The 13,396-nt window shown below is 74.5% G+C and carries 17 protein-coding genes; 14 read left to right on the top strand and 3 right to left on the bottom strand.

What is annotated here, in order from left to right:
- Positions 1–378 precede the first annotated feature (378 nt).
- Both ACIPW5_RS06435 and ACIPW5_RS06430 read left to right on the top strand, forming a co-directional pair.
- Positions 379–921, top strand: a complete 543-nt coding sequence (locus tag ACIPW5_RS06435; RefSeq protein ID WP_401241141.1) for an AAA family ATPase — start codon at positions 379–381, stop codon at positions 919–921.
- Positions 918–1,451, top strand: a complete 534-nt coding sequence (locus ACIPW5_RS06430; RefSeq protein WP_401241138.1) for an AAA family ATPase — start codon at positions 918–920, stop codon at positions 1,449–1,451. The genes ACIPW5_RS06435 and ACIPW5_RS06430 overlap by 4 nt, the downstream gene beginning before the upstream one ends.
- Here the strand turns inward: ACIPW5_RS06430 and ACIPW5_RS06425 are convergent.
- The gene (locus tag ACIPW5_RS06425; protein ID WP_401241136.1) at positions 1,448–1,798 is read right to left on the bottom strand and encodes a hypothetical protein; all 351 of its coding nucleotides are present in this window, start codon (positions 1,796–1,798) and stop codon (positions 1,448–1,450) included. The genes ACIPW5_RS06430 and ACIPW5_RS06425 overlap by 4 nt on opposite strands.
- A 133-nt stretch (positions 1,799–1,931) precedes the next feature.
- Between ACIPW5_RS06425 and ACIPW5_RS06420 the strand changes: the two genes are divergently transcribed.
- From ACIPW5_RS06420 to ACIPW5_RS06410, 3 genes are all read left to right on the top strand, one after another.
- On the top strand, positions 1,932–2,741 hold the full coding sequence (locus ACIPW5_RS06420) for a class I SAM-dependent methyltransferase (protein ID WP_401241134.1): 810 nt from the start codon (positions 1,932–1,934) through the stop codon (positions 2,739–2,741).
- Positions 2,742–3,046: 305 nt separating this feature from the next.
- Positions 3,047–3,391, top strand: a complete 345-nt coding sequence (locus ACIPW5_RS06415; RefSeq protein WP_401241132.1) for an STAS domain-containing protein — start codon at positions 3,047–3,049, stop codon at positions 3,389–3,391.
- 64 nt (positions 3,392–3,455) lie between these two features.
- A complete protein-coding gene (locus ACIPW5_RS06410) occupies positions 3,456–3,887 on the top strand; it encodes an ATP-binding protein (protein WP_401241130.1) in 432 nt (143 codons plus the stop codon).
- A 36-nt stretch (positions 3,888–3,923) separates the two neighbouring features.
- Here ACIPW5_RS06410 and ACIPW5_RS06405 read toward each other — a convergent pair whose 3' ends face one another.
- Positions 3,924–4,436: a MarR family winged helix-turn-helix transcriptional regulator gene (locus ACIPW5_RS06405; protein ID WP_401241128.1), complete on the bottom strand. Its 513-nt coding sequence runs from the start codon at positions 4,434–4,436 to the stop codon at positions 3,924–3,926.
- A 100-nt stretch (positions 4,437–4,536) separates the two neighbouring features.
- Here ACIPW5_RS06405 and ACIPW5_RS06400 point away from each other — a divergent pair, with 100 nt between their 5' ends.
- The 9 genes from ACIPW5_RS06400 to ACIPW5_RS06360 all read left to right on the top strand — a co-directional run bounded on the left by ACIPW5_RS06400 (position 4,537) and on the right by ACIPW5_RS06360 (position 12,774).
- Positions 4,537–5,748 (top strand): PP2C family protein-serine/threonine phosphatase, encoded by a 1,212-nt coding sequence (locus ACIPW5_RS06400; RefSeq protein ID WP_401241125.1) that lies wholly within the window; start codon positions 4,537–4,539, stop codon positions 5,746–5,748.
- A 93-nt stretch (positions 5,749–5,841) separates the two neighbouring features.
- On the top strand, positions 5,842–6,393 hold the full coding sequence (locus tag ACIPW5_RS06395) for a MarR family winged helix-turn-helix transcriptional regulator (protein ID WP_401241122.1): 552 nt from the start codon (positions 5,842–5,844) through the stop codon (positions 6,391–6,393).
- A gap of 205 nt (positions 6,394–6,598) precedes the next feature.
- Positions 6,599–7,879: a PP2C family protein-serine/threonine phosphatase gene (locus tag ACIPW5_RS06390; protein ID WP_401241119.1), complete on the top strand. Its 1,281-nt coding sequence runs from the start codon at positions 6,599–6,601 to the stop codon at positions 7,877–7,879.
- A complete protein-coding gene (locus ACIPW5_RS06385; protein ID WP_401241117.1) occupies positions 7,876–9,567 on the top strand; it encodes an ATP-binding protein in 1,692 nt (563 codons plus the stop codon). Before ACIPW5_RS06390 ends, ACIPW5_RS06385 begins: the two co-directional genes overlap by 4 nt.
- Positions 9,564–10,022: a response regulator gene (locus tag ACIPW5_RS06380; protein ID WP_401241114.1), complete on the top strand. Its 459-nt coding sequence runs from the start codon at positions 9,564–9,566 to the stop codon at positions 10,020–10,022. The genes ACIPW5_RS06385 and ACIPW5_RS06380 overlap by 4 nt, the downstream gene beginning before the upstream one ends.
- Before the next feature lie 79 nt (positions 10,023–10,101).
- Positions 10,102–10,461, top strand: a complete 360-nt coding sequence (locus ACIPW5_RS06375; RefSeq protein WP_401241435.1) for an STAS domain-containing protein — start codon at positions 10,102–10,104, stop codon at positions 10,459–10,461.
- A 115-nt stretch (positions 10,462–10,576) separates the two neighbouring features.
- The gene (locus ACIPW5_RS06370) at positions 10,577–10,960 is read left to right on the top strand and encodes a hypothetical protein (RefSeq protein WP_401241112.1); all 384 of its coding nucleotides are present in this window, start codon (positions 10,577–10,579) and stop codon (positions 10,958–10,960) included.
- A 60-nt stretch (positions 10,961–11,020) separates the two neighbouring features.
- On the top strand, positions 11,021–11,626 hold the full coding sequence (locus ACIPW5_RS06365; protein WP_401241110.1) for a VanZ family protein: 606 nt from the start codon (positions 11,021–11,023) through the stop codon (positions 11,624–11,626).
- 137 nt (positions 11,627–11,763) lie between these two features.
- A complete protein-coding gene (locus ACIPW5_RS06360) occupies positions 11,764–12,774 on the top strand; it encodes a quinone oxidoreductase family protein (RefSeq protein ID WP_401241108.1) in 1,011 nt (336 codons plus the stop codon).
- A gap of 58 nt (positions 12,775–12,832) precedes the next feature.
- Here the strand turns inward: ACIPW5_RS06360 and ACIPW5_RS06355 are convergent, their stop codons facing one another.
- Complete coding sequence (locus ACIPW5_RS06355) at positions 12,833–13,357, bottom strand: VOC family protein (protein WP_401241105.1); 525 nt, start codon at positions 13,355–13,357, stop codon at positions 12,833–12,835.
- Between the last annotated feature and the right edge of the window lie 39 nt (positions 13,358–13,396).

Raw genomic sequence — 13,396 nt, 5'->3', positions numbered from 1 at the left:
AACGTCAACACGCTGCCGACACCCGGCATGGTTCCACCCGCACTGCCGTCGACGATGCGCGCGCGGGGTCAGGCCGTGGGGCCCGTTGCGGTCGGGGTGGTGGCATCCCCGGCGCCGCCGGGGGACCGGGCGCCCTGCCTCGGAGAGCTGGGGGCTCGCCCCGCGCGGCTTCGACGCGGCCAGCCTGTGGGCCGGCACCTGGCGGGTGCCCGACCTCGCGGCCCGGATCCGCCGAGACCGCGCCCCGGAGCCGTCCTCACGGTCCGGCCTGCCGGCCTCCCTCTTCCACAGGGCCGCCATCCTGGTCGAGCAGCACGGCGCGAGGCCGAGTCGATCAGGTGCGCCCTGGCGCGAGCCGGGGCCGGGTAGGTTGCGCGGATGCATACAGGAACCGCAGCCACGCGGCTGGTCTTCTTGCGGGGGAACTCGGGGTCCGGGAAGAGCACGGTGGCCGACCTGATCCGTCAGCGGTACGGGCGGCGCGGCATGGCCGTCATCGGGCAGGACACGGTACGGCGGAGCATCCTCAAGGAGACCGAGACGGAGGCCTCCGGGCATGTGACCGTGGGCATGATCGACGTCATGACCCGCCACGCCCTCGATGCCGGGTACCACGTCGTCGTGGAGGGCATCTACGGCGCCCGCCGGTACGGCGACACGTTCCGGGCCCTGGCCACCGATCACGCGGGCATCACGGCGGCGTTCTACTTCGACGTGCCGTTCGAGGAGACGCTGCGCCGGCACGCGACGCGGGGGAAGGCGGGCTCTTTCGGGGAGGCGGAGATGCGTGAGTGGTGGAAGCCGCAGGACCTGATCGAGGGCCTGGCCGAGACGGTCATCGGGCCGGAGCTCGACGCCGAGGAGGTGGTCGCGCTGGCTCTCGCCCGGGTCGGTCTGGCGGCGGGCGGGGCGGCGCGGTGAGCGGCGTGCGGGTGGTGGCGGTGACCGGGCGGCCCGGGTCGGGCAAGACGACGCTGGCGGCCGCGCTCGCCGAACGGCTCGGGTGGCCGCTGGTCGCGCGGGACACGATCAAGCACGCCATGGTGTGGAACGCGGACGGCTACCGGCCGGGGCCCGGGGATCCGTATGCGCTGCGGACGCTGGAGACCATGGCGGCGGTCCTGGCCGCGTACACGGGAGCGGGGGTGTCGGTGGTCGCGGAGGCCGCCTACCAGGAGAAGCTGTGGAGGCGTGCTCTGGAGGGCTGTGCGGGCCGGGCGGAGGTGCGGGTCGTGCGCTGCACGGTCGCGCCGGAGACGGCCGTGCAGCGGATGAGGGAGCGGATCGAGGCCGAGCCGGGGCGGCTCCGCGCGCACACCGATGCCCAGTACCTGGCCGAGCTCCCCGACTTCACGCCGGTCGACCTCGGGGTGCCGGCGCTCGACGTCGACACCGGCAGTGGGTACCGGCCAGGTCTCGACGCGGTGGCTTCGTTCTCCACCGGCCGCTAGCCGGGCTGCCCGTTCGTCGACGAGCGGCGGAGGGGTTCGGCGGCCGCGGCGAGGGTCTTGCCGTCCGGCATGCGCCAGAAGTCCCAGGCGTTGAAGCCGGTCTGCGGGCCCGGGTCGCCGAGTATCCGCTCCCGCATCCTGCGGTGGAGGCTTCCGGCCCGGTAGGCGGTGTGGTCGTACTCCCGGCGCAGCCACCCCCAGCTGCCCGTGGACACGGCGGCCGGGGGCAGGACGATCGTCGCGCGGGCGGCTTTCGGGTTCGCTGCGAGCCAGGCCGCGAACCCGGCCCGGTCCCGCTCCGGGAGCGCCGCCGTGTCGTACGTCAGCTCCAGGCCTTCCTCTTTCACCCACCGTCACTCCAGCGGTGCTCCCGGTCCCTGGACAAATCCGGATGCTGCGCCCAACCCGCACGCCCTACGGTTCCGGCACGGCATCCAGCCGCCCACCACCACCTCGGCACCGCCCGGGAGGAGCAGCCCCATGACGAACCCGCAGATCGTCGCCTACTACGCCGACGAATTCGCCGAAGCCGACCGGCTCCACGACACCGCGTCCGGGCAGCTGGAGCTCCTCCGTACGCAGGAGCTGCTGCGCGAGCACCTGCCTCCGGCGCCGGCCCGGATCCTCGATGTCGGCGGCGGCCCCGGCACCCATGCCCGCTGGCTCGCCGAGGACGGGTACGGCGTGCACCTGGTCGACCCTGTCGCCAAGCACCTCGACCAGGCCGCCGCCTACGCCCGCTGCACCACCGAACTCGGCGACGCCCGCGCCCTGTCGGCCGGTGACGGCTCGTACGACGCGGTGCTCCTCCTCGGCCCGCTCTACCACCTGTCCGAGCGTGCGGACCGGGTCCTGGCCCTGCGGGAGGCCGCGCGCGCCGTCCGGGCGGGCGGGCTCGTGGCGGCCGCGGGGATCTCCCGCTACAGCTTGCTGCAGGACTACACCGTCCACGCCGAGCTCACCCCGGAGCTGCTCCACGGTGAGGTGGCCGGTGTGGTGGCGACGGGCGTGTACGACGGCAGCCGGGGGTTCACCGTCGCCCACTTCCACACTGCCGCGGAGCTCGTCGCCGAGGCGATCGAGGCAGGCCTCGACGATGTTCGGGTCCACGGCGTCGAGGGCCCTGGCTGGGCCTACCTCCGTGCAGCGGAACGGACGGCCGGGACCGCGCTGTTCGACTCGCCCCTGCTGCCCGGGGCGCTGCGTACGGCCCGGCTCGCGGACCGGCACCCGGAGGTGGCCGACACGTCCGCGCACCTCCTCGTGACGGGCCGGGCTGCGCGAAACTAGCCGGCGCCGGCTGCTCGATCAGGGGTGGGTGCCTGGTGGGGTCGGCATCCGGACTGCGCTGGTCTCCTGACCGAGGGCCCGCACCTCGTGGGGTGCGGGCCCTCGGGTTGCCTGGGCCGGCCGGTTCGTGAGCGGTCCGGTAGGTGGCTGGTTCAGTCTCCGGAGACGTGGACCATGGCGCCACGGGAGTTGCGTTCGCAGGGTCCGTTCGCGGGTCTTGAGGAGCTTGTTCTCGACCCCGGCGGCGAGGTCGACACCGGTCATCTCGGCGACCGGGACCGCCCGCGTCGGGGGAAGATGGCCCGGTGACCGGGGAGGAAGCGGTCGGCTCCACGACCGCAGGAGGCGACGTGACCGTCATCGGCCTGCACGGCGACGTCGACGAGGAGAACGCGCCGCTGCCGGCCCGCGCCCTCGCGCAGGCCGCGGAGGGCGGCCCGCGCACCGTGGTGGACCTGTCGGGCGCCGGCTTCGTCGATTCCTCGGTGCTGCACGCGCTGCTGCGCGCACAGCGGGCCCACGCCGCCGCCGGCGGGGCGCTCGTCCTCGCCGGGCCCCTGCACACGGAGGTCCGCAGACTGTTCGGAGTCACCGGAGCCGGAACGGCGTTCCGCATGGCGGACGACCTGGCGACCGCCCTGACGTGCTGACCGCCGCCCGCCCGCTGACGGGCCCTCACGGTACGGACCACGAGCCCCTGGGCAGGCGGGGGGCATGAACGCATCCCCGCCGTCCGACGGACCCCTGGACGCCCGGCAGCACCGCCAGGACGCCGTCGGCGGCCGACCCGCCGTACCTCCGGTCTCGGCTGCGGCGGCCCGCGACCGCGTCCGCGAACTGCTGCTCCTGGCGGGTGTCGGCCTCGACGGCGTCGTCGCGGCGGACGCGCTGCTCGTCACCTCGGAGCTGGTCACCAACGCGATCCGGCACGGTGACGGAGTCGTCGCCTTCCGGGCCGCCGTGGAGGACGGTGTCCTGCGGCTGTCGGTCAGCGACGCCAGCCCCCGTCTTCCCGCCGCCCGTACGGGCACCCCCGACCGCCCCGGCGGCTACGGCTGGCCCCTCGTCCAGCGGCTCGCGGAGCACGTCGACTGCCGCGCCCGTCCCGGCGGGAAGGACATCACGGCGACGCTCCGCCTGGGCTGAACCGCCCGGCACGGCCGCGGAGTCCGGCGGCGGGGTTCAGGCCGTCCTGGTGGCCTGGGACTCCGGGGGCGGCAGCCGCAGCGGCCTCGCCACCGCCTCGCAGAAGTCGGCGAGCCCCGCGGCGAGGGCGGCCCTGGAGGCCTCCGGCATCGTGGCCATCGCCTCGGCCAGCGCCTCCTGCCTGCGGGCGCGCAGGCGTTCCAGGTACGTCCGCCCCGCGGCGGTCAGCCGGAGCAGGACCTCCCGGCGGTCGTCGGCCCCGGGGTGGCGTTCGAGGAAGCCGACCGCCTCCAGCCGGTCGCAGAGCCGGGTGACGGACGGCGGTGCCGCCTCCAGCAGCCTGCCGAGTTCGCGCAGGTTCAGCCGGCCGTTCGCCTCGACGAGGAACAGCACACGGGCCTGCGCGGAAGACACGGGCGGGGCGCTGGCGGTGTCCCGGCCGCGCTCCCACACCACCTCCAGCAGCTCGATCAGCCCGCTCATCTCCGCCACCGCCACCGCCGACACGGCGGAGGGGGTACGGGGGGAGCCGATCGACCGCTGACCCATGTGACACTCCCTACTGGACGTACGCGCAGCCCTCCCCGGCGGACCGGCGGCTCCGTCGTCCCCCATCTTGGCAGTTGCGAGAGAGACAGGTACGGGGCCGGTGAGTGCAGTCGTACGCGGCGAAGGTGCCGGAGGCGGCGGGGAGGTCGAGCGGGCGCTGCGCGGCGCGGCGCCGCACGCGCTGTTCGAGGAGGTCCGGGCCGTCCTGGCCCGCGAACACGGGGCGGCCGGGGCCGAGCTGCTGATGGCGGACTACGCCGCGGCGCGGCTCCAGCCCGTCACGGCGCGGCCGTTCACCGCCGATTCCGTATCCGCGTACAACGGCGCCGAGGGGCGGGCCTTCGGCTCCCAGGAGCCGCACGTGGTCCAGGGGCGGGACGGGACCACGGTGCACCTGCCGGTGACGGTGCGCGGCGACCGGCTCGGGGTCCTGAGCGTGCGCTTCGCGGCCGGCGTCGCGACCGGGCCGCTGCTCGGAGCGCTGCGGGACGTGGCCGACGCGCTGGCGCACGAGATCCTCGTGGCCGACCGCGACACCGACTTCTTCCTCCAGGCGCGCCGGGCCAGGAGGCTCACGCTGGCCGCCGAGATGCAGTGGCAGCTGCTGCCCGGGCGCTCCTGTTCCCGGCCCGAATACGAGCTCGGGGCCCAGCTGGAACCGGCGTACGCCATCTTCGGCGACAGTTTCGACTGGTCGGCGTCGGCGGACCACCTGACCCTGACCGTCAATAACGGCATGGGAGAGGGCATCGAGGCGGCGCTGCTGACCAATCTCGCCGTCAGCGCCCTGCGCAACGCCCGGCGGGCCGGCCTCGGCCTCGCCGACCAGGCGGCCCTGGCGGACCAGGCCCTGTACGGGCAGTACCAGGGGCGGCTGCACCTGGCGATGCTGCTGCTCCGCTTCGACCTGGACAGCGGCGAGGCCGAGGTCATCGACGCGGGGTCGCCCCGGATCTGGCGGCTGCGCGGGAGCACGGTGGAGCCGGTCGGGCTGGAGGCGCAGCTGCCCCTGGGGATGTTCGAGGACACCGTCTACTCCAGCCAGCACTTCCGGGTCCTGCCCGGGGACCGGCTGTTCTTCCTGAGCGACGGCGTCTACGACGTCCTCTCCCCCGCCGGTGAGCGGTACGGCCTGCACGCACTGGCCCGGGCCGTCCTGAGCACGCGGCTGCTGCCGTCCTCGCAGGTGCCTCGGGCCCTGTTGGAGGAGCTACCGGGGTACCGGGGCGGTGTGGACGCGGTCGACGACGCGATGGTCGTCTGCCTCGACTGGCACGGCCGGCCCGGACGGCCCGGACGGCCGGTGGGCTGAGCGGGCAGGGCCGCCGCGCGGCAGGGGGCTGAGCCGGCACGGCCGCCGTGCGGCAGGCGGGCTGGGCGGCCCGGACGGTGGCAGAGTGGTGGCATGCCCCGTCCCGGCCCCTCCGGTGCGCACGAGGACCCTGCCGCGGTCCTCGCCTCCGCCGCGGAGCTCCTCGCGGTGCTGTACGCCCGGGGCCAGGACGAGGTGGCGCCGGCGGTGTCGCCGTCGCAGCTGCGGGCGCTGCTCGCCGTCGAGGGGGCCGAGGGGGCCAACCTGCGGACCCTGGGCGACGTGCTCGGGTCCCGGCCGCCGTCGGTCACCCGGCTCTGTGACCGGCTGGAGGCCATGGGGCTGCTGGTCCGCTCGCCCCATCCGTCCCGGCGGCGCGAGGTGGAGGTGCGGCTCACGCCCCCGGGGCGGGCTCTGCTGGCCGAGCGGCGGGCGGTGCAGGTCCGCGAACTGTCGGCAGTGCTCGGGCGGATGGCGCCCGAGGCGGTGGACGCACTGGTGGCGGGCCTGGCGGCGTTCCGGGAAGCCGCCGCGGGGCCCTCGACGGCCGGTGGTCCGGCCGCGGACACCCCCGGCCCGCCCGCACGCGCACCCGGTCCCGCGCCGTCGGCCGGTGGTCCGGCCACCGTCCCCGACAGCGCCTGAGGGCCGCCGCCGGTCGGCGCGCCCCGGCCTTCGGTGGCCGGTCCTGCCCTGCGAATGGCCGGTTCCCTACGGTTCCGGGGGTACCGGAATCATTGACTTCGTCAAATATTGCCTAACGGCAAATGATCACTCTAGGCTTGTCCGGAGCGACCACGCGGTCGTCGGGCGTCCGCCGTCCGGGATGAGAAGGGACACACGCGACGCCATGGCGATCACCTCCCGGCTCGGGGCCCAGCGCCCCGCGGTCGGCACACCGCAACGGCCCCGGCCGACGCCTTCGGGCGAGCCGGACGACCTCCTGGCCCTGTGGGACGGCGTACCGCCGCACGTCCTGCTCATCGAGGACGACGAGGGCGACGCCCTGCTCGTCGAGGAACTGGTGGAGGACAGCGGGATCGAGGTCCGCCTCGGCCGGGCCCGCTCCCTCGCCGAGGCCCTCGACCTGCTGGGGGCGGAGGCCCCCGAGTGCGTCCTGCTGGACCTGCACCTCCCCGACACCCAGGGCCTGGAGGGGCTGAAGAAGGTCCTCTCCGTCTGTGCCGAGGCCGCGGTCGTCGTCCTGACGGGCCTGTCGGAGGAGCGGGCGGGACTGTCCGCCGTCGCGGCCGGTGCGCAGGACTACCTGCTGAAGGGGCGCCTGGAGGCCGACGTCTTCATGCGGGCCATCCGCTACGCGATCCAGCGCAAGCGCACCGAACTGGCCGCGGTCGCCCTCCAGGCGGGCAGACTGCGCGCCGAGGAGAACGCCCGGCTCGAACGCGGGCTGCTCCCCACCCCGCTGCTGCTCGACGGGGTGGGCGACGCCGTCTCCGTCTGCGCCCGTTACCACCCGGGGCGCGCCCAGACCCTGCTCGGCGGGGACTTCTACGACCTCGTCCAGACCCCCGACGGGGCGACGCACGCCGTCGTCGGCGACGTATCGGGCCACGGCCCGAGCGAGGCCGCGCTCGGCGTCTGCCTGCGCGTGGCCTGGCGGTCCTTCGTCATGGCCGGCGCCCGCGGCGCCGAACTGCTGCAGCTGCTGGAGCGGATCCTACTGGCGGAACGGTCCGGACCGGAGACCTTCGCCACCCTGGTCTCCCTCACCCGTCCCGCCGGCACCGGCTCCGTCTCGGTCCAGCGGGCGGGCCACCCCGGCTTCCTGGTCCGGTCGGCCGCGGGCGTGGACCTGCGCACCGTTCCCGGGGGCCCCGCGCTGGGCATCCTGCCCAACTGGGGCCCCGGCTGGCCCGTCGCCGAGGTCGAGGTGGAGCCGGGCGGCGCGGTCATGCTCTTCACCGACGGCCTGATCGAGGGGCGCATCGGTCCCGGCCCCGACCGGCTCGACGAGGCCGGGCTCCTCGACATCGCCCGCCGGCACGCAGGCCTGCCGGCGGAACCGTTCGTCGACACCCTGATCCGGACGGCGCAGGGCCTCGCCGCGGACTGGGGCGGCCTGGCCGACGACGTCGCCGTCCTCCACCTCGAATGGAACTCCCCCTCGTGACCGCCCCCGCACAGCCGTCCGCACAGGCCTCCGCACAGCCGTCCGCGGGGCCCGCGGGACGGGCTGCGGACGGCCGTCGGCCGAGCCTGCGGGGCTGGCTGACCACCGTGCTGGTGACGCTCGCCCTCGTGGTCGTCGGCACGGGCGCGCTCGGCGCCGCCCTCCTGTCCCACACCACCACGGCCGGGAACCGGCTCGTCGACGGGATCCTGCCCGCCCAGCGGGAAGCCCTGCGGCTGGAGACGGCCCTGCTGGACCAGGAGACGGGGATCCGCGGCTACCTGCTGGCCGACGAGCCCGCGCTCCTGGAGCCGTACCAACGCGGCCTGGCCAACGAGTCCGGGGCCGCGCGGCGTCTGGCGACGGTCCTCGACGGCGAAGCCGGCGTGCGCGAGGACCTGGCCGCCGTGCAAGAGGCCGCCAGGACCTGGCGCGAGGAGTTCGCCGCACCCGCCATCGCCTCCGTGGAGAACGGCTCCCCCGCGCCCTCCCTCCAGGCCGGCAAGGACCGGTTCGACGAGGTCCGCCGCCGGATCGCCGCCCAGCAGGCCCGCCTGGACGGCATCCAGTCCGACGCCCGCACCACCTTCGGCGAGGCGCGGTCGCAGCGCGACCACATCCTGCTGGCGATCGGCGTCGGCTTCCTGCTGACCGGGGCCGGCCTCGCCGTGCTGCTGCACGTAGGGGTGCTACGGCCGCTCGCCCTGGTGCGGACCGCCTCGCAGCGCGTCGCGGACGGGGCGTTCGAGGAGGAGATCCCCCTGCGCGGCCCCTCCGACCTGCGGGCCCTGGCGCGGGCCGTGGAGGCCATGCGGCACCGGACCGTGGCCGAGCTGAACGCGTCGAGGCGCAACGCCGAACGGCTCGACCGGACGGCCGCCGAACTCGACGCGCAGGCGGTGGAGCTGCGCCGCTCCAACGCCGAGCTGGAGCAGTTCGCGTACGTGGCCTCCCACGACCTCCAGGAGCCGCTGCGCAAGGTGGCCTCCTTCTGCCAGCTGCTGGAGAAGCGCTACGGGGACCGGCTCGACGAACGCGGGACCCAGTACATCGGCTTCGCCGTCGACGGTGCCAAGCGGATGCAGGTCCTGATCAACGACCTGCTGGCCTTCTCCCGCGTGGGCCGCGTGCAGGACGCGCGCGAGACGGTCGCCATGGACGGCCCCCTGGACCGGGCGCTGCGCAACCTCATGGCCGCCCTGGAGGAGAGCGGCGCGGAGATCACCCGGCCCGAGCGGCTCCCGGACGTGGTGGGCGACCCGACGCTCCTGACGATGCTGTGGCAGAACCTGGTGGGCAACGCCGTCAAGTTCCGCTCTCCCGAGCGCGCTCCGCGCGTCGAGGTGGCCGTGGCCGAGGGCCCCTCCGGCACCGCCGCGGAGCCGGGCTTCCACACCTTCACGGTGACCGACAACGGCATCGGCGTACCGGCCGAGTTCGCCGAGAAGGTCTTCGTCATCTTCCAGCGGCTCCACGGCCGGGAGGCGTACGGCGGCACCGGCATCGGGCTCTCGCTCTGCAAGAAGATCGTCGAGCACGCCGGCGGGCACATCCTGATCGACACCGAGCACCGGGTGGGCACCCGGATCGTCTTCACCCTGCCCGTGGCCGCCTCCGACTCCGACTCTGCCTCCGCCTCCGCCTCCGTGTCACCCGTACCCGCATCCACCGAAGGAATCCCGCGATGAGCACCCCCGCCGACCGGCCCCAGGCCACCCCCGCCGAAGTCCTGCTGGTCGAGGACGACGCGGGCGATGAGCTGATGACCCGGGAGGCCTTCGAGGACAACAAGATCGGCAACGTGCTGCACGTCGTACGGGACGGCCTGGAGGCCCTCGACTTCCTGTACCGGCGCGGCGAGCACGCCGACGCGCCGCGCCCCGACCTGATCCTGCTCGACCTGAACCTGCCCAAGTACGACGGGCGGCAGGTCCTGGAGCGGATCAAGACCGACCCGGACCTGAACCACATCCCCGTGGTCGTGCTCACCACCTCGGCGGCCGAGGAGGACATCCTGCGCAGCTACAAGCTGCACGCCAACGCCTACGTGACGAAGCCGGTGGACCTCGACCAGTTCATCCGGGCGATCCAGCAGATCGACGACTTCTTCGTCACCGTGGTCAAGCTCCCCCGCACGCGGTGAGGCCGGTGAACGGGGCGGGTGACGGGGCGCAAGGTCCGGAAGACGGAACGCAGGAGCGGGGAGGACGGGAGTGAGCAGCATGGAGACCGACGGCGCGCGGGCGCGCAGCAGTGTCGAGACCCGGACGGACGGCGAGGTACGGGTCGTCGTGATGGCGGGTGAGTTCGACATGGACAGCGTGGGCCCCCTGCGGACCGCGATGGACCCCACGGTGCCGGGCATCGCCCGGTTCGTCGTGGACGTCACCGGGGTCACCTTCGTCGACTCGACGGCGCTCAGTGTGCTGCTCCAGCCCGCGCTGGACCGCCCGGTGATCCTCGCCGGGACCGTGCCGCCGAGGCTGGCCCGGGTCCTGGAACTCACCGGTGCCGACCTGGTCTTCGGCACCGCGCCCAGCGTGGACGCGGGGAAGGCCGTGATCGTCCCTCCCCGGCACTGAGCCCCCTCCGGTGCGGCGCGGCCCGTTTGGCGCCCGGAATCCCGGCCATACGAGCGTCGAACGGGCCTCCGCGTCCGCCGGGGACCGCGGGGTGCCGCGACAGGAGGAGACCCGCATGGCTCGTACGATCCGCATGACCACGCCCGAGGGGGACACGCCCGCGTCCGCGCGCGGGAATGGACCCGCCCGGCACCCCGGTGCGGGGCGGGACGTGGTGCTCGCGCTCGGGTTGCTCGGCACCGCCCTCGCCGGCATCGCCGCCTTCGTGAAGGCGGTGGGGGCGGACGGGCTCCGGCTCCCGCTCGCCCCGATCGCCACCGTGGCCGTACTGCTGCTGGGCGTGCTCCTCGCGAAGTGGGGCTGCGCGCCCGCCCACCGCCGGCCGCGCACCACGCCGCCCGCGGACCCGCCCGGGGTCGGGGAGGACGCCTTCGACCACGCCGAGGACAACCGGGTCGGGTCGCCGACACCCCGTCAGATCAGTCGTCTCCGGCCGTGATGGCGCACGCGGGGTACGCGCGCCCGGACGGTACGGAGCCGGTCACGGAGGGAGCGTTCGATGGACGTGCGCGAGAGGCTCGCAGCGGTGCGCCGGGCGAAGCGGAAACGGCGGACGGTGACGGCGGAGGGGGCGCGGGAGCCCGTCCCCGTCAGCCGACCTCCGGCACGGCCCGTGCTGCGGGTGCTGGCGGTGCTGGCCGCCTTCGCCGGGACGGTGCTGTTCAGCCTGGTCCTGGCACGCCTCACCCTGGAGCCCTCCGCGGCGTCGGCCGGACTGGTGCACAGCAACACGCGCCCGGGCGCCTCGATCGGCCAGTACCTCGACGGCACGTCCGTCCGGGAGGCGGTCGAGCAGCTCGGCGGGAACGTCCTGCTCGGCGTTCCCTTCGGGGTGCTGCTGCCGGTCCTCCTCCCGCAGGCCCGCGGGCTGCTGAGGGTGGCGGCGGTGACCGCCGTGGTGATGACGCTCGTCGAACTGGTCCAGGGCGCCCTGGTCACCGGGCGCGCCTTCGACGTGGACGACGTCATCCTCAACACCGCGGGAGCGCTGCTCGGCTACCTCTTCCTGGGCCGCCGGCTGGGCCGGGCCGTACACCCGCGCCGCCACCACTGGTGGCACCGCCTGACCCGCCGCGCCGGCCGGGCCCCCCGCGGGACCGGGTAGGTGCCGGTCACAAGGGAGTCGGTGCCGTGAAGAAGTCCGGCCGGACCCCGGTGGGGGGCGGCGGGCCGGTCCGGTGGCCGGGAATCGGATCGCCGTCGACGGGGTTGCTGCGGGAACGAGCCGTTGAGTGGAGGGTCATGCGAGCGATTCAGGTGTACGAAGTGGGCGGTCCCGAGGTGCTGCGGGAGGCCGAGGTGGACCGGCCGCGGCCGGGTCCGGGCGAGGCGGTCGTGGAGGTCGCCGCATCCGGGGTCAACTTCCTCGACGTCTACCACCGCGAGGGCCGGTACAGCCTCCCGCTGCCCTTCACCCCGGGCACCGAGGGCGCCGGCACGGTCGTCGAGGTCGGACCCGGCGTCGCCGACGTCGCGGTCGGGGACCGGGTCGGCTGGGTGGAGGTTCCCGGCTCGTATGCCGAGCGGGCCGTCGTGGACTCCTCCCGGCTGGTGCCGCTGCCCGACGACATCGGCTTCGAGACGGCCGCCGCCGTGCTCCTCCAGGGCATGACCGCGCACTACCTCGTCAAGGACGCCTACCCGGTCCAGGCGGGCGACACGGTGCTCGTGCACGCGGCCGCCGGTGGCATGGGGCTGCTCCTGACCCAGCTCATCACCCATCTCGGCGGCAGGGTGATCGGCACGACGTCGACCACGGCGAAGGCCGAGCTGGCGAAGCGTGCCGGGGCCGCCGAGGTGATCCTTTCCTCCGCGGTCGACGATCTCGCCGCCGAGGTGAGGCGGCTCAACGGCGGTCAGGGACTGCCGGTCGTCTTCGACGGCGTCGGCGCGCACACCTTCGATGCGAGCCTGGCCAGCCTGCGGACCCGCGGCCATCTCGTGCTCTTCGGCGCGGCGAGTGGTGCCGTGCCGCCGTTCGATCCGATGCGGCTCGCCCAGGGCGGTTCGCTGACCCTGATCCGGCCCAGCCTCGGGCACTACATCGCCGACCGGTCCGAACTGCTCCGACGGGCCGCCGACGTGTTCGAGTGGGTGCGCTCCAAGGCGCTCGAGGTCACCGTGACGGGCCGCTACGCATTGTCCGAGGCCGCCCGGGCCCACAGCGATCTGGAGGCCCGGCGTACCACCGGCAAGCTGCTCCTCGTACCCGATGCGGCCGCTGCCGGACTCCGCGAGGAGACGCAGGGCTGATCGCGGGGGACGAGGTCGACGTCCGGACCCCTTGCCGTGTCGGTCCGTCCCCCGGAGTTCAGCGAGTCGGGCGCTGCGGGGTGCTCGCAACCCCCGTCTCCCGACCGCTGAGCGCGGCGTCCAGTGTCTCCTGGGCCGTGCGCATGGCGTCGGCGTACTTGGGCTCGGACATGCGCTCCCAGGCCTGGTCCGGCGCGACGTCCTGTACGTGGCTCGTCACCCACCAGATGTTGCCGAACGGATCCCGGACCCGGCCGCCGCGATCCCCCCAGGCGCTGTCGGCGCACTCGGTGATCACCTGCGCCCCGTGCTCGACCGCGGCCGCCATGGCTGCGTCTGCGTCGGGGACGTAGACGCGCAGCAGCGAGGGCACGGGGGGCCAGTCGGGCCGTCGGTCGAAGGCCAGCACGACCGTGTCGCCGACGCGGATCTCGCCGTGGCCGATGGTGCCGTCCTCGACCGGCACCCGTGCGAGCTCCTCGCCCTCGAACGCGGCGGTGATGAAGTCGAGCAGCGCGCCGGTGTCGTCGGTGACCACCCACGGTGCAACGCTGGTGTAGCCCTCGGGTGCAGTGTGACTCATCGGTCTCGTCCCCTCGTGCGGTTCTTCGTGACGCGACGA

It is taken from the genome of Streptomyces sp. NPDC090077 (genome assembly GCF_044747545.1).
GTDB lineage: Bacteria > Actinomycetota > Actinomycetes > Streptomycetales > Streptomycetaceae > Streptomyces.
Note: the sequence above shows the minus strand (reverse complement) of the source record. Positions and strands in the feature narration are given on the sequence as shown.